Raw genomic sequence first — 24,807 nt, 5'->3', positions numbered from 1 at the left:
TTAACTAAACAAAAGTTTAAACATTATTGATGTTGGTAAAAATTATAATACTATATGAAATTAGGGATAATTTAAAGCTTAATAATGCAGAAAGGATGATAAAATTGAGGATGTTAGAAGGTCTTAAACCAGAACGTGTAATGTATTATTTTGAAGAAATATCTAAAATACCTCGTTGTTCTCACGATGAAAAAAGAATAAGTGACTACTTAGCTAAGATAGGAAATAATTTAGGTTTAGAGGTTATTCAGGATGAGGCATTAAATATAATAATAAAGAAGCCAGCATCTAAGGGTTATGAAAATAGTCCTATTGTGGTGCTACAAGGTCATATGGATATGGTTGGTGAAAAGACTGAGGATTCAAACCATGATTTTTCAAAAGATCCAATTAAGCTCGAATTAGATGGAGATTATATTGTGTCAAGAGAAACTACTCTGGGGGCTGACAACGGTATTGCAGTAGCCATGGCTTTAGCTATATTAGAGTCAAAAGAAATTTCCCATCCGCCATTAGAAGTACTAATTACATCCAATGAAGAGTCGGGTATGAGTGGAGCAGCAGCATTAGATCCAAATAATATAGAAGGTAAGATTTTAATAAATATTGATTCTGAAGAGGAAGGAACAATTCTAGTTAGTTGTGCAGGTGGAGAAAGAAATATAATAACTATTCCAATAGAGTGGAATAAATTATCTGATAATAAGGAATTATATGAGTTAATAGTCACTGGATTAAAAGGTGGACATTCAGGAATGGAAATTCATAAAGGTAGAGGAAATGCTAATAAAATAATGGGAAGAATATTAGATGTAATGAATAGAAAAATAGATATAGATTTATGCTATATAGAAGGTGGATCTAAATCTAATGCTATCCCTAGATATGCAAAGGCTATTATTTCTATTCCAAATGATATTATTGAAGAAACTAAGATTCTAGTTTCTAATATAGAAAAGGATTTAAGGTTTGAATTAAATTCCTCTGATAAAGATATTACACTAGTATTAGAGAAAGCAAAAGAAGATAAAAGCAAAGTGTTTTCTAACGAAACTAAGACTAGAGTAATTACTTCCTTAATGCTTTTACCCAATGGAGTTCAAACTATGAGTATGGATATAGGAGGATTAGTGGAGAGTTCTAATAATGTGGGAGTCATAAAGACTATGGAAAATGATATAACTATTGAGTCAGCCATGAGATCCTCAATAGGGACATTAAAAAATCATATTTCAAATGAAATAAGGTTGTTAGCCGAAACTATTGGAGCACAGTGGGAGAGTTCTTCTGCCTATCCGGCTTGGGAATATAATAAAGACTCTTATATAAGAGATGTATTCAAAGAAGCATATAAAGAGATTTATGGAAAGGATATAAATATTGCTGCTATTCATGCAGGTCTTGAATGTGGATTATTCAAAGAAAAGTTTGGAGATATGGATATGGTATCCTTTGGTCCAAATATGTACGGAGTGCATGCACCTGGAGAAAAACTTAGTATTTCTTCTACAGAAAGGACATACAATCTATTATTGAAAGTATTAGAAAGAATTCAATAATTTTCTAAAATATATATGTACTTCTATAGTTAAATAGGGTATCATTAGCATATAATTAATTAAATATAATTGCAAAGGAGAATGAATATGGATAATAAGAAAGATGAAACTTTTGAATACAATGATGAACATTGCGGAGGATGCGGATGCGGATGCGACTGTAGTGATGATCATGAATATGAAGATTTTGAGCTTGAGGATATGGATGGAGACGATATAATCTATCTTACTTTAGATGATGATACTGAATTAGAATGCAGTGTTTTAGGTATATTTGAAGTTGAAGATGTTGAATATATTGCATTGTTACCTTTAGGAGAAGAAGAAGTATTGCTTTATAAATATATTGAGCTTGAAAATGATGAGTTTGATCTGTTACCAATTGAAGATGAGGAAGAATTTGCAACTGTATCAGAGGCTTTTGAAGCTTTATTTTTAGATGATGAAGATTTTGTAGAGTATGAAAACTATGATGAGTTAGAAGACGATAAGGAATAGTTTTATGAGAGCGCTTTGCCATTTTGGCGAAGTGCTTTTATGCAATTTAGGGGGGACAGCAATTGTATAAACTAATAGCAATTGATCTAGATGGAACATTGCTAGATGATAAAAAAGAGATATCAAAGGAAAATTTGGATACAATTAATAAATTAATTGGAAAAGGATATGAAGTGGTGATAGCCACTGGAAGAAGATATTGGTCTGCAAAGGAGTTAACTAAAGGCATAGATAGACATATGACAATTTTAGCTAATAACGGTAACATAGTTAGGAATTCCGAGGACGATAAGATTATATTTGCAAAATACCTTAATATAGAAGATTTTAAGATAATTATTGAGGAAGGAAAGAGAAGAAGTCTTAATCCTATAATCCATATAGATGGATATGAAGAAGGTATAGATATAATAATTGAATCTGACAAGGAATATTATGACTATATAGGGCAGGACAATAGATTTAAGAAGGTAAACAGTTATTTAGAAATAGAAGATGATAAAATATTAGCAGTAGTTTATGGAGAATCTAAAGACGTGCTTTATCCATTTTATGAGTATATAAAGGATAAATATGCTGATTCTTATAACGCTCATATAATGGAGAATATAAAATTCGCAGAAACAATGCTAGAAATAATGAATCCTCTTGGAACCAAATGGATTAGCTTAGTTGAATATGCTAATAAATTAAATATTAGACCTGAAGAGATAATTGCAATTGGTGATGACAATAATGATTTAGAAATGATAAAAAACTCAGGTCTTGGTATAGCAATGAAAAATGGTAGTTTACTAGTAAAATCTGCAGCAAAAATAATTACAGAAAAAGATAATACTGAATCAGGTGTTGCTTTTGAGCTAAAAAGGGTATTAAATATATAAAGAAAGGAGGAAAAAATTGAAGCAAATAACAGTATATAATACCTATTCAAAATACTTAAATGATAAATATGGTGAAAAGGTATATAAATTACCGATAAGCTTACCTTTAACTTGTCCAAATAGAGACGGTACTGTTGGTAAGGGAGGATGTATATTTTGTGGAGAAGAGGGAGGTTCCTTTGAGAATCTATCATCTTCAATATCAATAAGAGATCAATTAATAAGGAATAAAGAATATATTGGCAATAAGTATAAGGCGAAAAAATTTATAGCCTATTTTCAAAATTTTACGAACACTTATTTACCTTTTGAAAATTTTAAAGATTGTATAGAAGAGGCTTTAATAGATGATATAGTTGAAATATCTATTTCAACTAGACCAGACTGTATAAATGATAAATATTTAGAATATTTATCTGATGTGAAAAAAGAGTATAACATAGATATAACTATTGAGTTAGGATTACAAACAGTAAATTACTTGACTTTAAAAAAAATTAATAGGGGTCACACCTTAGGGGAATATATAGATGCAAGCATAAGAATTAAAAAATATAATCTCAGAAACTGCACTCATATAATCTTAAACCTTCCATGGGATAATGATATTGATGTAGTTGAAAATGCAAAAATATTATCGGCTTTAGGGATAGAGGAGATAAAACTTCATGCTCTATATATTGTAGATGGAACTGCTTTAGCAAATTTATATAAGAAAGAAGAAATATCTTTAATATCTAAAGACGAATATATTGAAAGAGTAATTTTATTTTTAGAACATCTTGATCCTAATATTATAATTCAAAGAGTCATAGGTAGGGCTCCAGAAGAAAATTCATTATTTGTTAATTGGAATGAATCTTGGTGGAGGATTAGAGATGAGATAGTATCTATTATGGAATCAAGATATTCTAGACAGGGCATCAAGTTTGATTACTTAAACGGAAAAGGAATAAAAAAATTCAAATAATTTGTAAAATAAAAGAGGAAATTCTAAATTTATATCGAATATATAATATAACAAATAAAAGAAAGGTAGAGGTGGTTAGTCATGGTTAAGTTAATTTTAGGTGAAAAAGGTTCTGGTAAAACAAAATGGTTAATTGACAACGCTAACAAAGATATGAAGGAAGGCAATGGTAATATTGCTTTTATTGATGTGGATGACGACCATATATTTACTTTAAATTATAATGTGAGACTAATTAATGCCATGGAATTCAATATATTAAATGTTGAATCATTCTATGGCTTTTTGTGTGGCTTAATTGGAATGGACTATGATGTGGAAAAAATCTATGTAGATAGTATATATAAAATAATAAAATTAGATATTTCGAATTTAGAAAAACTGGTAAAAGATTTAACTGTAATATGTGAGAAATTTGAAACAGAATTTTTTATAAACATAGACTATACTATGGAGGAAATACCAGATTATTTAAAGGAATATTGTATAGAACTAGAAGCAGAATATGCAATATAAGATAAAAGGCAGGAGGGATTCCTGCCTTTTATAAGTACTCATTTTATTTATTTCATACTATTATCAGGTTGGAATGTAGCACAGTCAGTTTCTTCTGATGAAGAAGCATTTCTTGGACGTATTTCAATTTTACCAGCGGTACAAAGATCTCCGTTTTCATAATAGTGGCAAGTGTTTACTACACATTTTACACCTTCAGTAATGTTTTTGTTGTGCATGATAATCTCCTTTCAAAAAAAGTATTTTCCACAATATTAGTTTTACTAATTTAAGAAATTTTATACTTAGAAGAGTTTAAATAAAATGTAAAATAGGGTAAAATATTAATATTAGATAAGAAGGGTGATAAGATGTCAAAAAAAGAAAGACTTGATAAGATACTTGCTAATATGGGATATGGTAGCAGGAAAGATGTAAAAAAGTTTATAAAAGATGGTAGAGTGAAGGTAAATAATTCTATTGTTTTAGATAATGAATTTAAAGTAAGTCCATACGAAGATGAAATTTTTTGGGGTGATGAAGAGGTTTTATATAGAGAATATATATATCTTATGATGAATAAGCCTCAAGGTCTTGTTTCTTCTACAGATGATCCAAGAACTAGGACTGTAATAGATTTACTTCAAAGACAGCACTTAATTTATAAGCCTTTTCCAGTAGGGAGGCTAGATAAGGATACAGAAGGATTATTAATGATAAGCAATGATGGAAAATTGGCCCATGAATTATTATCTCCTAAAAAAGGTGTAAATAAAAAATATTATGTGGAAGTAGACGGATATGTAGAAGATAAATATATTGAAGTCTTTAAAGATGGAGTTACTTTGGATGATGGATATAGAACTTTACCAGCAGATTTAGAGATAATAAATGCTAATATTATATCTAAAGTATATTTAACTATACAAGAAGGAAAATTTCATCAGGTTAAAAGAATGTTTGAAAGCATTGGTATGAAAGTTTTGTTTTTAAAGAGAGTTTCTATGGGACCTTTAATTTTAGATGAATTCTTGAGTCCGGGAGAGTATAGAGAACTAACAGAAAATGAGATAAATTTATTAAAAAGTCATATAAATGTGATATAATATAACTAAAAATTAAATTAGATAGGGTGTGTAGTTTGAATTTTTATATAAAAAAAAGGGACAATTTTGAAACGTTTTTTGATAATAGATCTGCTATAATAGTTCAATTTGAAAACGGAGACATAACAAAAAAACAATTTTTAGAATATAATTATGATTTAGTAATGAAGATGAATTTGAAACCTTTTTTGAGGATAGATAATTATGAGATGGGAATGTATAATTATCAGTATTATAATGTTTTAGCTAAATATTTTAATATGCTAGCAAAAGAAGTAAAAAACACTAGAAAACATCAAAAATATTATAATTATTATTTAAATAAAGGAAATAATTATTATCATGAAAAGGATAAGGCAGCTCTTGGCTTACTTAAGTACTTAGAATTTAAAGGAGTAGAAGCATATTATATTAATGTTAATTCAAAACTCCTAAGAGACAAGCTTTATGAAATTGTACTTCTTGATTATAAGGAAGCAATATTTCATTCAAAAGCTATTTGGCTGTTAGATATACTTAAAAAAGAAGGAATATTTATAGAAGAGAAAAAAATATCTTTAATAGATGAATACATTAATGAAACCTATTAAATTAAAAGCTTTTATTAAAGTATTATAGATAGTTTTCTGGGAATCTGATTGAAGCTAATTTCTTTTTATAAAATCAAAACTTTAGCATGGATTATAAAAAAATAAAAGTCTTTTTGTGAAGACTTTTATTTTTTATCCGCAATAAATTTTACTATATCTTCTACTGAACTGCCAATTTTAATCTCATAATCACCAGATTTCAATTTAGTATCCAGTTTTAATTCCTGAGCTTTTTGAACAAAATCAGTTTTACTAACAAGACCATTTGATTCTAAAATGCTTCCGATTTTAGATGGCAAAGAGCCAGGTGGTATGGTGATTTTAACAATTTTACCATCATTAGAATCTTCTACACTATCATTAGAATCTTGAGGGGGATTTTCCACCGTAGTATTGTCTTCATTGTTATCTTTAGACTCATTATCTTGATTTTCGCCATTGGGTTCTTCAATATCTTGATCTTCATTATCTATTGAAGAATCAGGTTTCTTATCTTCAGTATCTTCAATAACAACATCATTCTTAGGTGGTACATCTAGTGCATCCTTTGCAAATAGAAGGTCAAGTCTCCAACCTATGACAAGAACTACAATGCCTATAATCCCAATCATTATTATGTAGTCTATTGAATCATATAGCATGTCCTTTATTCCTTCAAGAAAATTTTTCATATCTTCACCTCTCTAAAGAACTTTTGTAAAAATTTAGGTTTTAATTCTAGAATAGTGTATAATATAATTATAACATAAGATTTTAGAAAAGGTGAGAAAACTTTGAGAGAAATAATAATAGATAAAAATGAAAGTGAACAAAGATTAGATAGATTTTTAAAGAAATACTTAGCAGAAGCCCCACAAGGATTTGTATATAAGATGATCAGAAAAAAAAATATAAAGGTGAATGATGCTAAGGCTCAACCAGAAACTACCATTTATGAAGGTGATAGGATTCAACTTTATTTATCAGAGGAAACCATAGATAAGTTTATTGCAATAAAAGGAGAAATAAAATCAAAGTTAGTGCCTAATATTATATACGAAGATGATAATATTATATTAATAAATAAACCAGTAGGGATACTATCTCATGGTGCATCTAAAGAATTTGAAGAAAATATAGTTGATAGCATGATTTCTTATTTGATTGAAAAGGGCGATTTTGTGCCTAGAGTTCAGAAGACCTTTACTCCTTCTATATGTAATAGATTAGATAGAAATACTTCTGGTATAATAATAGGAGCGAAGAACTACCAGTCATTGAAAGCTATAAATGAAGCAATAAAAGAGGGAAAAATAAGAAGGTTTTATAAAACCATAGTTAAAGGAAATATAAAAAAAGAGTTTACAGCTGAAGGCTATCTATCAAAGGATGAAGATAAAAATAAAGTAGCAGTTCATGAAGATGATTGGGAAGGCTCAAAAAAAATCACAACTGTTATAAAACCATTGAAAAATAAAAATGGATACTCTTTACTTGAAATTGAGTTAATTACAGGAAGAACTCATCAGATAAGAGGTCATTTGTCTTCATTAGGCTATCCAGTAATTGGAGATAGAAAATATGGAGATAGGGAAATTAATAGAAAATTTAATAAAGAATATTCTTTAGATAATCAATGGCTCCACGGATATAAAGTAGAATTCAATGGACTATATGATGAATTTGAGTATTTAAACGGTAAGGTTTTTATTGGTGATTTGACCGGAAAAGCAGAAGAGATAGAAAGAGATTTATTTAAGTAATTATTGGGGGGGTAAAGATGACTTACAAAATCAAGTTGCATGTAGAAGGAATGGGAGATTTATTAGTAGAAAAGGGAACGACTTTAAAAGAAGTGGCTAGAAAAATCTTTAAGGAAGACTACAAGAAATATTTAGGTGCCAAAGTGAATAACGAAGTTTTCAATTTGGGCAAAATAGTTGAAGAAGATATGAGTATAATTTTTCTAGATATTAATGATGTGGATGGATATAGAATATATACTAAAACTATATCTGCTGTATTTATAATGGCATGCAAAGAGTTATTTCATGAAAGAGCTGTAAGAATAGAACATTTCTTAGGTGAAGGACTTTATGTGACTTTTGAAAAGGATTATTCAATAACTTTTAAAGAAGTAGAACAAATACAAGAAAAAATGAAAGAAATAGTTCAAGATGATCTTCTAATACTACGTGAGAAAATGTCTAAAGATAAGGCTATAAAACTTTTTAAAGAATATAATTACTATGATAAGATAAGACTTTTTAACACTTTAGACAGAGAAGAAGTAGATGTATATAATATAGGAGACCATAGAGATACATATCATGGTTTTTTAGCTCCATCTACGGGATATGTAGAGACTTTCAAACTCAAATACTATTATCCAGGAGTTTTAATTATGTTTCCTAGTATGAACTCTAATTATCAAATACCTGAATTTAAGGAACTCAAGAAATTATCTAAGGTATTTAAGGAAGCAAATGATTGGGGAGATATACTAGATTTAGCATATGTAGGTTCTTTAAATGAAAAGATTATAGATGGTGGCATAGCTGAGGTAATCAGAATATCTGAGGCGCTTCATGAAAAAAAGATTGCCAATATTGCAGATAAAATTTGTGAGGATGAAGACATTCATCTGATTTTAATAGCAGGGCCATCTTCTTCGGGAAAAACTACTTTTTCAAAAAGATTAGAGGTTCAATTAAAGGTAAATGGAAAAAGACCAGTATCTATTTCTGTGGATGATTACTTTGTTGATAGGGAAAAAACACCATTAAATGAAGAGGGTACTTATGATTTTGAAAATATTAATGCAATAGATTTAGATAAGTTAAATGAAGATTTGGTAAAATTAATTGAGGGAGAAGAAATTGAGCTACCTAAGTTTAATTTTATTACAGGTAAACGTGAGAAATCAGGGAAAATAGTCAAAGTAGATAAGGACCATCCTATAATTGTTGAAGGGATTCATAGTTTAAATCCTAAAATGACTAATTATATTCCAGAAAAAAATAAATATAAGATTTATATTTCAGCTTTGACTCAGCTTAATATAGATGCACATAATCGTATTCCTACTACTGATACAAGGCTTATTAGAAGAATCGTTAGAGATATAAAATATAGAGGAAATGATGCCATCCGTACCTTGGAAATGTGGTCTGGAGTAAGGAAAGGAGAAGAAAGATATATTTTTCCATTCCAAGAAGAAGCTGATATAATGTTTGATTCCACCTTGGTTTATGAATTAGCAGTTCTTAAAAAGCATATAAAGCCACTTTTAGAAGAAATAAATAGTACTAGTATTTATTATGGAGAAGCAAAAAAATTACTTAAATTCTTAGAATATTTTAGAGACATTGAAGATGAAAGCATAATACCGCAAAACTCTATTCTAAGAGAGTTCATAGGAAAAACTTATTTTGATGTTCACTAGATGAGGGGGATAAAATGGAAGATTTATTATCAAAAATTATTGAAAAAAATAGATATTTAATATCCAAAGGGGCAGTAGCAGATTATATACCAGCATTATCTAAAGTGAATCCTAATAATATAGGAATTTGCATTATGGATGTTGATGGAAATAATTATAAGACTGGAAACTATGATGTAAAATTTACTATTCAAAGTATATCTAAAATCATGAGTCTTATGTTAGCTTTAATAGATAATGGCGAGGATAAGGTATTTAAAAAAATTGATTATGAACCTACTGAAGAACCATTTAATACATTATTTAAATTAGATTTTCCTCATACGGTGAAGCCTTCCAATCCAATGATAAATTCAGGTGCTATAGTTACAACATCTTTAATCAAAGGTAAGGGAGAGGAACGTTTTAATAGGTTGTTAAATTTTATTAGAACAGTGACAGAGAATCCTAATATATCCTATAACGAAGAAGTCTATTTATCGGAAAAGGATACAGGGCATAAGAACAGAGCCATGGCTTATCTTATGAAGGCTAGGGGATTTATAGATGGTGATGTAGAAGAAATATTAGATATATATTTTAAACAATGTTCTATAGAAGTAACGACAGTTGATATTGCTAAGATAGGATTATTTTTAGCTAATAGATGTAAGTTGCTTGAACAAGATACTAAAGTATGCGATGCTAGAATAGCATCAATAGTAACAGCAATAATGGCTACATGTGGTATGTATAATTTTAGTGGAGAATATGCTGCAACAGTAGGAATCCCATCAAAGAGTGGGGTAGGTGGAGGTATATTAGGAACAATACCACATAAAATGGGTATTGGTGTATTTAGTCCAACATTGGACCAATATGGTAATTCCATAGTTGGATATGGAATTATGAGTGATCTATCTAAGGAATTAAATTTAAATATATTTTAGAGAGATAGATGGGGGGACAAAATCCCTCCATTTGATTTTATTTATTGTTTTCATACTTATTGTAAATAAGGTGAAACTATAATAAAATTAATATAACATAAGAAAAGGTGATTGCATGAGGCTGAAGGTAATAATATTTATATTATTAATATCCATTATTTTCATAGGAGGTTGCAAGCAAGATAATTTAGATTTAGATGAACCAGATATAGAGATACCTAACAATAATAATGAAGAAGCAGTAGATTCTATAGGATATAAAGTTAAATCTATGTCCCTAGAGGAAAAAATAGGTCAGCTAATGATTGTTGGTTTTGACGGAATAGATATTAATGAAGAAATTGTTAGATTTATCGAAGATTTTAAGGTTGGAGGATTTATACTATTTGCAAGGAATATAGTAGACGAGAGTCAAACTCTAAAACTCCTTAATGATATTAAGGATGCAAATACCAATAGTGATATACCTTTATTTTTATCTATTGATGAAGAGGGTGGAAAAGTTAGTAGATTACCTAAATCATTTGCAAAGCTACCAGAAGCTATGAAAATAGGAAAGAAAAATGACAAAAACATTTCTTATAGATTTGGTAATATATTAGGTCAAAGGGTTAGTGCTTTGGGTTTCAATATGAATTTTGCACCTGTTTTAGATATTAATTCTAATCCTAAAAATCCAGTAATCGGAAGTCGAGCTTTTGGTACTACCATAGATCAAGTGGTCAATAATGGATTAGAGGTAATGAATGGTATACGTGATATAGGAGTAATTCCTGCAGTGAAGCATTTTCCAGGGCATGGAGATACTGATGTAGATTCACATGTAAAATTACCTCGAGTGGATAAAACTATAGAAGAGTTAAAATCATTTGAACTGATACCATTTATTGAAGCTATTAAAAAAAATGTAGATATGGTAATGGTAGCTCATATATTATATCCAGAGATAGATAAGGAATATCCTGCTACTATGTCTTCAAGGATAATTGAAGGCGTTCTAAGAGAAGAATTAAACTATGATGGAGTAATAGTATCTGACGACATGACTATGGGCGCGATAGTGCAGAATTATACATTAGAGGATGGAGTATTATCATTTATTAAGGCAGGAGGAGATATAGCTTTAGTTTGTCATGGAGAAGATAACCCAGGAAAAGTATTTGAAAAAATAAAAGAAGCTATAGAAACCGGAGAGATAACTCAGGAAGATATAGACAAGAAAGTTTATAGAATTTTAGAGCTTAAAGAAAAGTATAAATTAGAAGATAAAGAGACTGGTAGGATAAGCCTAAAAACATTAAATAATGATACTAGAGAACTAATTGAAGAGATTAATAAATAGCCATATAAAAGGGGTGTCCTAAATGGAAAATTATTTAAAACTTAGAGATGGCATAGAATTATTCTACAGGAAAGATATTGTAGAATCACCTAAAGCAATAGTACTTATTAATCATGGATTTGCAGAGCATTTAGCAAGGTATGATTATATTACACAAAGCCTAAATTATGCGGGATATAGTGTATATCGCTATGATTTAAGAGGACACGGGAGGACTAAATCTATACTGGGTCATATAAATTCTTATGAGGACTTTATATTAGATTGTGATGAAATGGTAGAGTTAATTAAGAGGGAAAACAATGATTTGCCTATTTTTATGCTTGGACACAGTATGGGTGGATTTATTACATGTCTATATGGATTAAACTATCCTAATAAACTAAAGGGACAAATATTTTCAGGTGCTGCAGTTAATACCTTACCAAAGGCCCAAGGATATAGGTCATACTTATATGCGTTTTTGAATTTATTTGCAAAAAAGATAAGAATAAAAAATCCTATAACAAAAGATATCTGTAGGGATGAAAATGTTGTAACATATTATATAAAAGATCCTTTAATATTAAAAGACGCTACATTAAATTTTTATGTACAATTTTTAGTAAAAGGAAGGAAATATATTAACAAAAATATTCAAAGATATAACTATCAATGTCTAATTCTTCACGGAGGAGCAGATAAAATAGTACCTAAAGAAGTAGCTATATATCTTTACAATAGTATATCATCGAAGGATAAAGAGATAAAGATATATGATGATCTATATCATGAAATCTTAAATGAAAAAGAAAAAAGCCAAGTAATAGATAATATAATATCTTGGTTAAATCATAGGGGGTAATACATTGTTGATTGGAATAGTTTTTTTATCAATAAGTATATTTATTTATATAAAAGAAAACTACGATATAGATAATGTGGGAGGAGAAAGAGTTTTTAGCAAGAAAAAAAACATTGTTAAAGATGGAAATTATAGATATAGGATACTAATAAGTATCTTCTCCTTAGTACTAGGAATATTTAGAATTCTAAGTTCAATTATATATTAAGGTGGATTTGTTATGATGAAAAAAATAATAAAATTTATAATATTAATTTCAATAATATTAATACCTAATATTGTATTTGCAGAGGACATAAATTCTATTCTATTAATAGTTGATGAACTTTCAATAAAAACGATAGAAGAATTATATTTAGACCAATATAGTATTGGTTTTGTAAATTTAAAGACTAGACCACCCTACTCAGAAGAGGGATTATTCTTATCTATAAATACAGGAAGAAAGCTAAGTATAAAGAATTTTGGAAAAAAGGATAAAAAAATAGATTATTTAAGTGATATTTTGAAAAAAGAAAAGGTTTCATATATCGGAGAAGGAAAAGGTAATCTTGTAATTGGAAATAGAGAGGGGATAGTTGATTATAGTGAGGATTCTATAGTATATAGTTTAAACTGGCTAGTAGAAAACACTGACGATCTACTAAATAAATCAGATGTATTAGTATTAGAATATGATCTGAAACAAGAGCATAATAGAATAGAGATTTTTAATCAATATTTAAATCATTATAAAAATGAGCAAATAATCGTTTTGCCTAAAGCCGTAGCGACGGAAGATAAATATTTATTGAATAAACATCTTGTTCCAGTTATTCATATTAATAAGGGAAACCACGGTTTATTGACAAGTTCATCTACTAAAAGAGAAGGACTTATTGCATTGGAAGACATTTCAGCTCAGATAAAGGATACATATGGTTATAAAAAGAAAATTGATATAGGAAAACCTTTTAAATCCATAGAATCAGATAATCCTAAGAAAGAGATTGAAGATATATACAAAAAGAATATGAATTTATTGATTGCTGCATACCTATTTCATGGACTTATCTATTTTGTTCAAGTATTACTTGGAGTATGGATGTTAAAATCTAATGAGATAGAGAAGTGGTTATATACCATTTATGCCTTTGTATCTACAAATATTTTTACATCACTATTACTTGGATTGTTTGAATTTCATGAAAACATTTTTATCTATTTAAGCATTAATTTATTAATATCTTACTTAATTACTAGACTTACTATAAAAAGAAAACTAGATTTAGTAAAGCTAATAAGTATATTTACTTATGCTTTAGTAGTTTTCGGAACTTGTTTATATCCAAAGATGATTTATAATTCATATATTGGATTTAATAATTTAGTATATGGAGCTAGGTATTATGGATTAAATAATGGAATAATGGGAGTATTATTAGTTACTTCTATATTGAGTTTTTTTAGCATAACAAAATTAATAGAAAATGATACTTTAAAAAGATTTATTGGATTATTTATTTTTATAATTAATATGATAACATTATCTACATACTTTGGAGCTAATACTGGTGGATTTATAACATCTGTTGTATTATTTGGACTTATGATTTATAGATTATTTTTCTCTAATAAGGAAATAAGAAGATATTTATTTTTATTCTTTTTAATAGGAATATTTATATTTAGTGTAAATATAATATTTGATGATTTCACTGGAGAGAATACCCATGCATTTGGATTTTTCTATAGATTAAAGGAAAACGGAGTAAGTGAATTGATATCCCTAGCATCCTTTAAGGCTAAGGAACTCTTTAAACTAACAATATTACCACCATTCTCCATAGTATTGATTTTTCAAGCTATTATACTTAATAAATTAAGAAAAATTATAAGAGATACTAAAGAAATAAAAGAAGAAGCAATGATAATTTTCATCACTTCTTTATTTGGTTTTGCATTAAATGATACGGGAGTTATAACACTTATTTATATGATTCATTATTTAGTCTTAGATATAATAAGTAATAGATTAAAGATTGAATAATAGTTATTCTTTTATATCAAGCTTTGATATAATGATTATTGCTAAAATTGAGGAAATAGCTGCTATGCTTAGGACAAGTTTAAATCCACCTAAGGTATAGATAAGAGGACCTATTATACTGTAAAATGTTATCGTAAGAGCATTTACAGTATAGAATAAACTCATAAAGGTTCCTCTTTTTTCTGGGATAATTTCAGATGCCAATGCTTGGTAGGAAGTCCATCCTCCGTCTAATCCAAAAGAAAATAATGTTACAAAACTCAATACCAGTGGCAAAGAATTAAAGTATGTAATAGGTATTATAGCTAACACCATTAAAACAAATAAACCTTTAGATAATTTATATTTCCCCAACTTATCAGAAAAAATGGCTGAAAAAAGAATACCGGCAATAGTTCCCAGGGCTATGAATGTGTACGCAATGCCAATATTTACTTGAGAAAGATTAAAATTGTTTGAAAGATAGATGCTTAAATAATTTAGTATTAGAGATGGAGCAGTTAGTAATAAAAAAACAGTAAGTAGCATCTTTTTAGCTATAGGATTTTTTAGTAAAGATAAAAATTCTTTCTTATCTACTTTTACATCATGAGATTTTTTAGTTTCAGGCAAATTAATTAAAAGAATTAGAGAAAGTGTGCCTACAATAGCTAATGGAATATATATTATAGCCAAATTGTTATATTTACTAACTAGATAGGTAGCATAAATTGGGCTAAAAAGTATGGCTGAGCCAAAGGCAGTCCTGAGTAGTCCAGAAGCTTTCCCACGATTTTCATAAGATATAAATTCAGATATGTAAGATAGGTTTGTTCCACTTATAGAAAAATATGCAAATCCAATGAAGATTCTTGCAAAAGCAAATATATATGATGATCTTGCAAATCCGCCAATAGTAGAACCAATAATAAATAATATTAAAGATATAACTAGACTTTTTTTCTTACCATATTTATCTGCAAAAACACCTAGATAAGGAACAAGAAATCCAACAGCAGAATAGCCCAAGTTAAAAAGCATTACCATACCTTCATTAATGGAAAAATGCTTTGCTAGGAAAGGGGCAAGTGGTCCAATTACACCCATTTCTATAGCTATTATTATTTGAATTAAAAATGTAGTTGAAAACATTAGAATATTATTCATTTTGACCTCCAAATTGTAGTTGTTAATTAATATATAATATAATACAATTGAAAAAAAAGCAAAACTATTATATAATATTCGTGACTCGAAATATTATACTATAAAGGTTAAGGGGGAGTGATTATTTGCTTAGAAGATTTATATCTTATTACAAGCCACATAAAAGATTATTTTTTATAGATATGTTTTTTGCATTGCTTATATCTATATCTGATCTTGTTTTTCCAGTCTTCACTAGAAAGATGATAAATGAAATTATACCAGAGGGTAGAATGGATCTTCTTGTAAGATGGACGATTATAATGACTATTTTATTTGTCCTTAGATATATAAGTAACTATATAGTTTCTTATTGGGGACATTTACTCGGAGTTAGAATAGAACATGATATGAGAAGGGATATATTTACCCATCTGCAGTCGTTACCTTTCAGTTACTATGATAATAATAAGACAGGTCATATAATGTCTAGAATAGTCAATGATTTAAGAGATATAACAGAACTTGCTCATCATGGTCCAGAAGATTTATTTATATCTTTGGTAATGTTGTTAGGTTCATTCATTGTACTGATTAGAATCGAATGGAAACTTACTTTAGTATTATTTTCTGCTATACCTATTATAATATGGTTTGTTATATCTAAAAGAAATAGAATGTCAAATTCTTTTAGAGAGGTAAGAAAGAAAATTGCAAATGTAAATTCTCAACTTGAAAATAGTATTTCAGGGGTTAGAGTTGCAAAGTCATTTACTAATGAAGATTATGAGATTGAAAAATTTAATGAAGGGAATCTTAGTTTTAGTAATGCTAGAAAAGAATCATATAAAGTTATGGCTGAGTTTGCATCAGGAATAGGAATAATGTCAAGTATTCTTAATCTGTTAGTGATAAGTCTTGGAGGATACTTTGTATATAAAGATATAATTAATATAGGAGATCTTTTTTCCTTTACACTCTACGTCAATTTCTTTATGCAGCCAATTAGGAGGTTATCTGAATTCTCACAACAACTTCAAGATGGTATGACAGGATTTGAGAGATTCATTGAGATCATGGATATAGAGCCAGATATTATCGATAGAGAAAATGCAATGGAACTAAAAGACGTTAAAGGAGATATAGAATTTAATAATGTATCTTTTAGTTATAATAATGGTAAGAATACAGTTCTTTCTAATATGAATTTGTCTATTGATGCAGGAAAAACTGTAGCTTTGGTTGGACCATCAGGTGCAGGCAAGACTACTTTATGCCATCTTATTCCACGATTCTATGAAATAGAAGAGGGAGAAATTTTATTAGATAATATAGATATTAGAGATATAAAAATTAAAGATTTGAGAAAAAAAATAGGACTTGTTCAACAAGATGTGTTTTTATTCACAGGCACAATTCGTGATAATATAATATATGGTGATCCTGAAGCCAACGATGAAGATGTTATAGAAGCTGCTAAGAAAGCAAGTATACACGATTTCATCATATCTTTACCAGAAGGATATGATACCTTTATAGGCGAAAAGGGAGTTAAGTTATCTGGAGGTCAAAAACAAAGGATTTCAATTGCAAGATTATTTTTAAAGAATCCTCCTATATTGGTATTAGACGAAGCCACATCTGCGCTAGATAATGAAACTGAGATAATGATCCAAAAATCTTTAGAGGATTTGTCTAAGGGAAGAACTACATTAGTAATTGCACATAGATTGTCAACAATAAAAAATGCAGATGAAATTCTAGTGTTAACTGCAGATGGAATCGCAGAGCAAGGAAGTCATGAAAATTTAATAGGAAAAGATGGTTTATATGCTAAGCTATATAAATCTCAATTTAAGGATTTAATGCAAGAATAAGTATCAAAAGCACCTCCCTTATCATATTATATTAGAGGAATATAAAGGGGAGGTGTTTTTATGCATTATGATTATCCAGAACTATATTACAGAATCTATCCTAAGGTTATAGCAGCAGTGAATGAGCATTTAGATGATAATTGCTCTATGGAAAAGATTACAAGAGAACAAATGGAAAAGATGGTGGATGATATATATATAAAAATGGTACATGAATATCCAGAAATACATGAAGATCCATATGAAAGAAAGTACAGAGGAAGGGTTAGGGCAGAACAAAGACCATTTTTTGGAAGAAGCAGAATTACTAGGGATTTAATAACAATTTTACTAATCTCTGAATTATTCAGGAGAAACAGAAGCTTTTTTCCACTATAATAAATAGGCTGAAAACAGCCTATTTTAGTTTGAATATTGATTTTCTGGAAATATATATACATAAGAATAGATAATGTAAAATCTTTGTAACTATTTATTAATTTGTTTGTAACCAATAGAATTAATATTTATAATATGCTAGAATTAAACATAAGACAGAAAAGGATATAGGGGGGACATAAATGAAAAAACATAAAAAATCCTTTATTATAAAGAAAAGGTATATTTTTTTGCTTGCTATTATATTTTTTTTAATTGGCAGTATATCAGTAAAGATTTTTTGCAATTCAACTAATGCAGTTGCAGCTGTTAGTGTGGCAGATACTTTAAATATAATGGGCTCAAATAATCCCGTTAGTATAGTTTTGGATGGAGAAATTAGACAAATTGAGGAAGAAAGATTAAGAGCAGAGGCAGAAAGAATAGCAGAAGAAAAGAGAATTGCAGAAGAAAAAAGAATAGCAGAAGAAAAGAGAATTAAAGAAGAAAAAACCAAAGCGGAGGAACAAAAAATAGCAAATGAAGAAGCAAAAAAGGGGAAGATTGCTTATTTAACTTTTGATGATGGACCATCAAAGCAAATTACACCTGCAATTTTAGATATATTGGCTGATTATGATATCAAAGCTACATTTTTTATTTTAGGAAAAATGGCTAATATGAATCAAGATGTTCTAAAGAGGGTTTACGAAGAAGGTCATTCTATTGGACATCATTCTTATAGCCATAAATATAGTTATATATATAAAAATATTGATAACTTCTTAGGTGAGATTAATTCTACAGATAAAGTATTGAAAGAAGTTTTGGGAGAGGACTTTGAAACAAAATTGTTAAGATTGCCAGGAGGGTCCTTTGAAAAACATAAGCAAAAATTTTTAAAAGCGGCTACGGATAAAGGATATAAAAATTATAATTGGAATGCATTAAATGGCGATGCAGAAGGAATAGATTTACCAAAAAATAAATTAATAAATAGATTGAAGGCTACAGCAAAGGGGAAAAAAGAAATCATTGTATTAATGCATGATTCTGATTCCAAAAAAACAACCGTTGAGGCTTTACCTGAAATAATTGATTATCTTATAGAAGAAGGATATGAATTTAGAGTACTGGATCAAGATTAAAATTAAGGATGTGATTTTTAATGAGTAAATCAATTCTTGTAGTAGAAGATGAATCATCTATAAGGAAGTTTGTAAAAATAAACCTTGAAAGGAATGGTTTCAAGGTACTGGAAGCAGGAAGTGGAGAAGAGGGAATAGAGATTGCAAGAAATGAAAAAGTGGATATAGTTATTTTAGATCTTATGTTACCAGGAATTGATGGTTTTGAAGTATGCAAAGTTCTACGAGAAGAGTTACCAAACTTAGGTATAATAATGTTAACTGCTAAATCTCAGGATGTAGATAAGATTATGGGGTTGGAGTATGGAACTGATGATTATATGACCAAGCCTTTTAATCCTACAGAGTTAATTTTAAGAGTAAAATCTTTAACGAGAAGAATAGAATCGTCAGAAAATATAAATGAAGACACTATATTGGTTTCTGAACCTTTTAAAATAGATACCTACTCCCGTAAGTTTTATAAAGAAAATTGTGAAATAGAGCTTACTCCTACTGAATATGCTATAGCCAAACTTTTTGTAGAAAATTCGGGAAAAGCTTTCAAAAGGGATGAAATATTAAACTTGGTATGGGGTTATGATTTTGTAGGTGATTCTAAAATTGTAGACGTAAATATTAGAAGACTTAGATCTAAGATAGAAGATGATTCTAGTAATCCCAATTTTATTGAAACTGTTTGGGGAATAGGATATAGATGGAAGATTAGAAGCTAGAATTTTGGCAAATTAACATTAGGTTAAGATTAGAGGAATGATTAATGAGAAAAAGTATAAAGACTAGATTAGTTAAAAGTTTCATGCTGATTATTATTATAACCGTGGTTATTTTAGAGGTTGTATTAATAAATGGTATGAAAGACTATTATTATAAAAATATTGAGGATATACTTAGCAATCAGATAGAGTTTTCTATAGACTATTATTTACGATATTTTTCTTTAGATAGATTAGAAGATATAGTCATAGACGATATAGATGTATTCTGGCAACATACAACAGCACAGGTTCAGATACTTAACTCTGATGGAAAACTCATAATGGATTCTTTAGGGGTTACAAATGATAATTCAAACTTATATCCAGATATAAAAAAGGCAATAAATGGAGAAAAAGGAGTTTGGGTAGGAAATGTAAACTATTATAATAGTCCAGTAATGTCTGTTTCAGCAGCAATAAAAGATCAAGATAGAGTCATAGGAATTATCAGATTTATTACTTCTCTTAAGGAAACTAATGGAGTAATAAGATTTATTTCTTTTTTGTTGCTAGGTATGGGTGTTATAGTCGTTTTTATTTCTGGTATGGTAAGTGTTTTTCTTGCTAATTCTATAATACGGCCACTTCAGGAGGTAACGAGAGTTGCAGAAAAAATGGCTGATGGACAATTAAAAGTGAGAAGTAATATTGAATTGGAAGATGAAATTGGTAGGCTATCAGATACACTAAACTATATGGCAGAAGAACTGGTTAAGAAAGAACAGATCAAGAATGATTTTATATCTTCAGTATCACATGAGCTTCGTACTCCACTTACATCTATAAAGGGGTGGGCAGCTACATTAAAATGTGAAGATTTTGGTGGAAATGAAATTATGTTAGATGGACTTGAAATCATTGAAAAAGAAAGTGATAGACTAAGTACTATGGTAGAAGAACTTTTAGATTTTTCTAGATTTGTTTCTGGAAGGATAAAGCTGGAAAATGATGAGTTTCAGATAAAAGATACAATTGAAATGATAGGAAAACAACTAACACCTAGAGCAGTAAATAATAGGATTGAATTTATTATAAATATAGATCAAAATCTTGGGTATATGCTTGGAGATGAAAATAGAATAAAGCAGGTGCTCATCAATCTATTAGATAATGCTTTTAAATTTACATCTGAAGATGGAAAGGTTATTTTGAATGCATATAAAGAAAATGATATTTTGGTATTAGAAGTAAAAGATAATGGAGTTGGTATATCTGAAGAAGATTTGCCAAAGGTGAAGGAAAAGTTTTACAAAGGGAAAAACAGTAAATCTCATAGTGGCATCGGATTATCCATTTGTGATGAAATTGTTAAGCTTCATAATGGCACCATGGAAATATCATCTAGCATAAACGAAGGAACTAGAGTAATAGTAAGATTGCCATTAAGGGAGGTTAGCTAATGAGAAAAGTATATTTAATTATATCTATTATAATATTATTCACTTTTTCGACTTCCTGTAGTGTTAATAAATTCGAAACAAAGGATAGAATAAAGGCTCCAGAAAATAATCTACCTCCTATACAGGGTAAATGGATTATAGAGAAAGCTATTGATAGCCCTTATAAAAAAGGAAGTATAGGAGAGTCAGAGTCTTTAATTAATAAGGAAGCCTTGTTTCATAAATCTGCCACAGTAATAGGTGAAGATTATGTAGAAGAACCTACCTATAAGCTGAAGAATGTGAAACTTGCTGATTACCTATTGTATAAATATAAAGTGTCTCCTGAAGAATTAAATCTCTCTGAAGAGGAAGCTGAGATAATAACTATATTAGGTAATAATCAGTATTATGAGTTTATTAGATATAGTGATAATGAAATGATTACCTTCGTTGAAGATAGATTTTACTTTTTAAAGAAAAGTGTTGATCAAATAAGTAAAGAAGAAATTGATAGATATATAAATATTGAGAAAAGTATTATGAGAATTTCCAATGCAGAAGAAGTAGATATATTACGTTCTGGAATTCTTCTAGGGATAAAGTCTTATTCCTATGATGAAGTGAATCAAACTGATGGATGGAAATATAAGACCATTTGGATCAGAACCAATAATCGTAGTATAGCTTCTGCATATGAAATGAATAATTTATTAGTGCCTAGAAAAAAAGGTTTTTGGTTTGTAGAGGTAAAAAGAGAGGATATAGATAATTCTGTAAATGATAAGATTAGAGCAACGCAAAAAGGAAAAATTAAAGAGGGATTTCTTGATGATTCGGCTTCACTTCTTATAACTGCTTCCTTAAATCCTAAGGCAAAAGGGTTGTATCCATCTATACTTAAAAATATTTTATATATTGGTAATGATTATATTTCTACAGAATTAATTGATTTATCAAATGACAAAAGAACTTTACAGGTTTACCCAATTGATTATTTAAATGATGAAAAAGGGATTAAAGTTTCAGATATAATTGGTGAGGAAGGGCTAAGGGTTTTTAAAGAAGGTGCTCAAAGTATAGTTAAAACTAATTCCAATATACTTTTAAATGAAGAGAGTTTTGGATTAGCGAGAAGAAATGGATATTGGATTATGAAGGGCCGAATAAATTATCAGAGTGAAGGTGAAGAATTTTATAAGGATTATAATATAAAGACAATTCCACCTAAGGAATTAGTAAATTACGATGAGTTAGCCATACCATGGAATGTTATAAAATCTAAAGTACCTGAAGCTATAGATGCTTATACCTCACCCAATGAAGATATAATTATTATTGTAACAAGAAATAATTTATTAATATATTCAATTAATAATCATGAAATATCTCAAAAGGAATTAGGAAGGATTAAAATAGATAACTCAGAAACCATTGTAATGGCAGAATGGGCTACAGGTAGATATACTATGTTATGGGAAGAGGAGTTTTTAAAGAATGAAGCTGAGACGGTAAAATACTAATATAGAGATGGGGTATGGATCATGGAAGAATTAATCGTTCATTTAGAATTCGCAAAAATATTAGGAGCGTTTGCATTAGGAGCAATAGTTATTACTTTTATAACCTATCTTATTTCTAAAAAAAATAGGACTATAAAATATATTCCAGGATTCATCCTGATTTTAATAGGAATATATAATCTATTTTATGTAGGTGCAGATTCTCCAACATTGGAGGATGTTAATAGATTATTGGTCGTTGTAACTACAATGATTGCTGGATTTATTGGATTATCCACAGGGCTTATTATTGGGATATTTAAAAAGGGCAGAGAATAAATTTATATATACCAAACATCTTTACAAGATGCAGATACAGCTATGGCTCCAGCATCTAGACTAGAATCTAAATCATATTTATCCGTAATTAAACCACTGGCGATTACGGATATTTTTGTTTCTTTAATAATTTTTTTTATTATTTTTGGCATTATTCCAGGAAGTATTTCAATAGCATTTGGTCGTATTTTTTTTATGGAGGATATGGAATTTTCTAGAGAATAAGAGTTAGGTATAAATAATCTTTGTATAGTGAATACACCCATATCCTTACTTAATTTCACTAAATTGTTTTTTTCTGTTATTATTCCGTCAGGAGATATATTTTTAATTATATATTCTAAACCCCAAGTATCTTTGGAAAAACCATCTATAGAGTCTATATGTATATATAAACCCTTATTTTTTGAACTTATTCTATAAGATATTTCTTTTAAGTTAAATATATTTCCTGATAGAAGAAATATTATTTCGCAGGGAGAATCTAAGGCATCATCTAATTTATCTAAACTTTGTACTGCTGCAATTATAGGATTCTTTGATACTCTATCAAAAAAATGAATCATTATATCACCTCTAAAATCTTATGATTCAACTATATAATTAATTATGATTGCTAATAAGCTTTAATTTCTGGGATTTTGAAAGCTGCTTGATAGCATATTCTCTTCTTTGTGCTTCTATTTTATTATCAAACTTTTCGAAATATACTAGTTCAACTGGCAATCTTGTCCTAGTGTACTTAGAAGCTTTACCTAAATTATGCATATATATTCTTTTATCTAAGTCTATAGTCCAGCCTGTATAAAGAGTATTGTCTTTACATCGTAAGATATACACGTAGCACAAATTAAATCACCTAATCCTTCAAAATTTCTTTCATAACTTTAGATATAATATCATAGGAATACCCTTTTCTCTGTAGGAAACCACTGAGTTTTCTATAAATGCTATTACGATCATCTTTTTTATAAGAAGATAGTTTTTTCAATGCTAAATTCATTGCTGATTCATATTGTTCATCATAGTCAAGAATAAGAAGATCATCAATGATATTTTTTGGTATTCCCTTCAAGATTAGTTCATACCTTATTCTTTCAGGGCCAAATTTACTTAAATTTATTTTATCTCTAATGAATGATTCGGTGAAGGTTTTATCATCTAAATAACGATTTTCTCTACAATAATTCATTGCATTTTTGATATAATAATCCTCAAAATTTTTACGCTTAAGGGCATTATACATTTCTTTTTCTGATCGTTGTCTATATGATAGTAAATTGAGTGCATAATTTATAACTTTATTCTGTTCTTCAGATTGAAGAACGTCTTTAATGAAATCATCATCTACTTCCATGCCAACTTCTAATTTATGTTTGAATCTTAATTCTTCTGCTATTCCTATGGAGAAAACATCATCTACGTAAATATTAACTCTATTTTTATTTTTTTGTGGTTCAATACTAGTAATTTTCATAATTGCTCCTTTTGCTAAAATAATAATATTCTCACATTATATGCCATAAATATAAGTATTAGTAAAAAGTCTTGGTATACCAAGACTTTTTATGACCCATAGGAAAGTTTCTACAAATCCTTTTCAAATTTTAACTTTTCTACGGGCTTCAAAACAGGCTTGCTTAATTTATTGG

At 28.8% G+C, this 24,807-nt stretch carries 27 protein-coding genes; 21 read left to right on the top strand and 6 right to left on the bottom strand.

Going from position 1 to position 24,807, the window contains the following annotated elements; all coding sequences use genetic code 11:
* The first annotated feature begins 95 nt into the window (after positions 1-95).
* The 5 genes from KQI38_RS00890 (at position 96) to KQI38_RS00870 (ending at position 4,427) form a co-directional block, all read left to right on the top strand.
* Complete coding sequence (locus KQI38_RS00890) at positions 96-1,559, top strand: aminoacyl-histidine dipeptidase (protein ID WP_216554366.1); 1,464 nt, start codon at positions 96-98, stop codon at positions 1,557-1,559.
* Between the two features lie 87 nt (positions 1,560-1,646).
* Positions 1,647-2,057, top strand: a complete 411-nt coding sequence (locus KQI38_RS00885) for a DUF1292 domain-containing protein (protein ID WP_094901620.1) — start codon at positions 1,647-1,649, stop codon at positions 2,055-2,057.
* 62 nt (positions 2,058-2,119) lie between these two features.
* Positions 2,120-2,941, top strand: a complete 822-nt coding sequence (locus tag KQI38_RS00880; protein ID WP_216554364.1) for a Cof-type HAD-IIB family hydrolase — start codon at positions 2,120-2,122, stop codon at positions 2,939-2,941.
* Positions 2,942-2,957: 16 nt separating this feature from the next.
* Positions 2,958-3,911 carry a tRNA modification radical SAM protein MnmL/YtqA gene (gene mnmL / locus KQI38_RS00875; RefSeq protein WP_216554362.1) on the top strand — a complete coding sequence of 318 codons (954 nt, stop codon included), beginning with the start codon at positions 2,958-2,960 and terminating at the stop codon, positions 3,909-3,911.
* Between the two features lie 81 nt (positions 3,912-3,992).
* Positions 3,993-4,427: a hypothetical protein gene (locus KQI38_RS00870; RefSeq protein WP_216554360.1), complete on the top strand. Its 435-nt coding sequence runs from the start codon at positions 3,993-3,995 to the stop codon at positions 4,425-4,427.
* Positions 4,428-4,474: 47 nt separating this feature from the next.
* Here the strand turns inward: KQI38_RS00870 and KQI38_RS00865 are convergent, their stop codons facing one another.
* Entirely contained in the window at positions 4,475-4,645 is a 171-nt protein-coding gene (locus tag KQI38_RS00865; protein WP_216554358.1) for a DUF1540 domain-containing protein, read from the bottom strand.
* 132 nt (positions 4,646-4,777) lie between these two features.
* Between KQI38_RS00865 and KQI38_RS00860 the strand changes: the two genes are divergently transcribed.
* Both KQI38_RS00860 and KQI38_RS00855 read left to right on the top strand, forming a co-directional pair.
* Positions 4,778-5,512 (top strand): pseudouridine synthase, encoded by a 735-nt coding sequence (locus KQI38_RS00860; RefSeq protein WP_216554356.1) that lies wholly within the window; start codon positions 4,778-4,780, stop codon positions 5,510-5,512.
* Positions 5,513-5,547: 35 nt separating this feature from the next.
* Positions 5,548-6,102: a DUF6648 family protein gene (locus KQI38_RS00855; protein WP_246565489.1), complete on the top strand. Its 555-nt coding sequence runs from the start codon at positions 5,548-5,550 to the stop codon at positions 6,100-6,102.
* A 125-nt stretch (positions 6,103-6,227) separates the two neighbouring features.
* Here KQI38_RS00855 and KQI38_RS00850 read toward each other — a convergent pair whose 3' ends face one another.
* Positions 6,228-6,773, bottom strand: a complete 546-nt coding sequence (locus KQI38_RS00850; RefSeq protein ID WP_216554354.1) for an MltG/YceG/YrrL family protein — start codon at positions 6,771-6,773, stop codon at positions 6,228-6,230.
* Positions 6,774-6,875: 102 nt separating this feature from the next.
* On the opposite strand from KQI38_RS00850, the gene KQI38_RS00845 reads away from it, so the two are divergent.
* From KQI38_RS00845 to KQI38_RS00815, 7 genes are all read left to right on the top strand, one after another.
* Positions 6,876-7,844, top strand: a complete 969-nt coding sequence (locus KQI38_RS00845; protein WP_216554352.1) for an RluA family pseudouridine synthase — start codon at positions 6,876-6,878, stop codon at positions 7,842-7,844.
* A 17-nt stretch (positions 7,845-7,861) separates the two neighbouring features.
* Complete coding sequence (locus tag KQI38_RS00840) at positions 7,862-9,526, top strand: nucleoside kinase (RefSeq protein WP_216554350.1); 1,665 nt, start codon at positions 7,862-7,864, stop codon at positions 9,524-9,526.
* A gap of 14 nt (positions 9,527-9,540) precedes the next feature.
* Positions 9,541-10,455, top strand: coding sequence for a glutaminase A (gene glsA / locus KQI38_RS00835; RefSeq protein WP_216554348.1), 915 nt, complete (start codon positions 9,541-9,543; stop codon positions 10,453-10,455).
* Positions 10,456-10,570: 115 nt separating this feature from the next.
* The gene (gene nagZ, locus KQI38_RS00830; protein WP_216554346.1) at positions 10,571-11,797 is read left to right on the top strand and encodes a beta-N-acetylhexosaminidase; all 1,227 of its coding nucleotides are present in this window, start codon (positions 10,571-10,573) and stop codon (positions 11,795-11,797) included.
* 22 nt (positions 11,798-11,819) lie between these two features.
* A complete protein-coding gene (locus KQI38_RS00825; RefSeq protein ID WP_216554344.1) occupies positions 11,820-12,641 on the top strand; it encodes an alpha/beta hydrolase in 822 nt (273 codons plus the stop codon).
* A gap of 4 nt (positions 12,642-12,645) precedes the next feature.
* A complete protein-coding gene (locus tag KQI38_RS00820) occupies positions 12,646-12,849 on the top strand; it encodes a hypothetical protein (protein WP_216554341.1) in 204 nt (67 codons plus the stop codon).
* Between the two features lie 12 nt (positions 12,850-12,861).
* Complete coding sequence (locus KQI38_RS00815; protein WP_216554339.1) at positions 12,862-14,670, top strand: hypothetical protein; 1,809 nt, start codon at positions 12,862-12,864, stop codon at positions 14,668-14,670.
* 3 nt (positions 14,671-14,673) lie between these two features.
* Here the strand turns inward: KQI38_RS00815 and KQI38_RS00810 are convergent, their stop codons facing one another.
* Positions 14,674-15,816: an MFS transporter gene (locus KQI38_RS00810; protein WP_216554337.1), complete on the bottom strand. Its 1,143-nt coding sequence runs from the start codon at positions 15,814-15,816 to the stop codon at positions 14,674-14,676.
* A 125-nt stretch (positions 15,817-15,941) separates the two neighbouring features.
* Between KQI38_RS00810 and KQI38_RS00805 the strand changes: the two genes are divergently transcribed.
* The 7 genes from KQI38_RS00805 (at position 15,942) to KQI38_RS00775 (ending at position 23,155) form a co-directional block, all read left to right on the top strand.
* The gene (locus tag KQI38_RS00805; protein WP_246565487.1) at positions 15,942-17,672 is read left to right on the top strand and encodes an ABC transporter ATP-binding protein; all 1,731 of its coding nucleotides are present in this window, start codon (positions 15,942-15,944) and stop codon (positions 17,670-17,672) included.
* Between the two features lie 60 nt (positions 17,673-17,732).
* Positions 17,733-18,050: a hypothetical protein gene (locus tag KQI38_RS00800; RefSeq protein ID WP_216554335.1), complete on the top strand. Its 318-nt coding sequence runs from the start codon at positions 17,733-17,735 to the stop codon at positions 18,048-18,050.
* A gap of 182 nt (positions 18,051-18,232) precedes the next feature.
* The gene (locus KQI38_RS00795; protein ID WP_216554333.1) at positions 18,233-19,177 is read left to right on the top strand and encodes a polysaccharide deacetylase family protein; all 945 of its coding nucleotides are present in this window, start codon (positions 18,233-18,235) and stop codon (positions 19,175-19,177) included.
* Between the two features lie 20 nt (positions 19,178-19,197).
* Entirely contained in the window at positions 19,198-19,893 is a 696-nt protein-coding gene (locus KQI38_RS00790; protein WP_216554332.1) for a response regulator transcription factor, read from the top strand.
* Positions 19,894-19,937: 44 nt separating this feature from the next.
* Positions 19,938-21,335 (top strand): sensor histidine kinase, encoded by a 1,398-nt coding sequence (locus KQI38_RS00785; protein WP_246565485.1) that lies wholly within the window; start codon positions 19,938-19,940, stop codon positions 21,333-21,335.
* Positions 21,335-22,837 (top strand): hypothetical protein, encoded by a 1,503-nt coding sequence (locus tag KQI38_RS00780; protein ID WP_216554331.1) that lies wholly within the window; start codon positions 21,335-21,337, stop codon positions 22,835-22,837. The genes KQI38_RS00785 and KQI38_RS00780 overlap by 1 nt, the downstream gene beginning before the upstream one ends.
* Positions 22,838-22,858: 21 nt before the next feature.
* Entirely contained in the window at positions 22,859-23,155 is a 297-nt protein-coding gene (locus KQI38_RS00775; protein ID WP_216554330.1) for a hypothetical protein, read from the top strand.
* Between the two features lie 2 nt (positions 23,156-23,157).
* Here KQI38_RS00775 and KQI38_RS00770 read toward each other — a convergent pair whose 3' ends face one another.
* From KQI38_RS00770 to KQI38_RS00760, 3 genes are read right to left on the bottom strand one after another with little or no spacing between them, the layout of a single operon-like run.
* The gene (locus tag KQI38_RS00770) at positions 23,158-23,721 is read right to left on the bottom strand and encodes a glycerol-3-phosphate responsive antiterminator (protein WP_216554328.1); all 564 of its coding nucleotides are present in this window, start codon (positions 23,719-23,721) and stop codon (positions 23,158-23,160) included.
* A gap of 37 nt (positions 23,722-23,758) precedes the next feature.
* Positions 23,759-24,004 (bottom strand): GIY-YIG nuclease family protein, encoded by a 246-nt coding sequence (locus KQI38_RS00765; protein WP_216554326.1) that lies wholly within the window; start codon positions 24,002-24,004, stop codon positions 23,759-23,761.
* A 10-nt stretch (positions 24,005-24,014) separates the two neighbouring features.
* Entirely contained in the window at positions 24,015-24,632 is a 618-nt protein-coding gene (locus KQI38_RS00760) for a regulatory protein RecX (protein WP_216554324.1), read from the bottom strand.
* Positions 24,633-24,807: the final 175 nt, after the last annotated feature.

Source organism: Tissierella carlieri (assembly GCF_018917285.1).
Classification (GTDB): Bacteria; Bacillota; Clostridia; order Tissierellales; family Tissierellaceae; genus Tissierella; species Tissierella carlieri.
The sequence above is the reverse complement of the archived record's forward strand: the minus strand, read 5'-3'. Positions and strand labels throughout refer to the sequence as shown.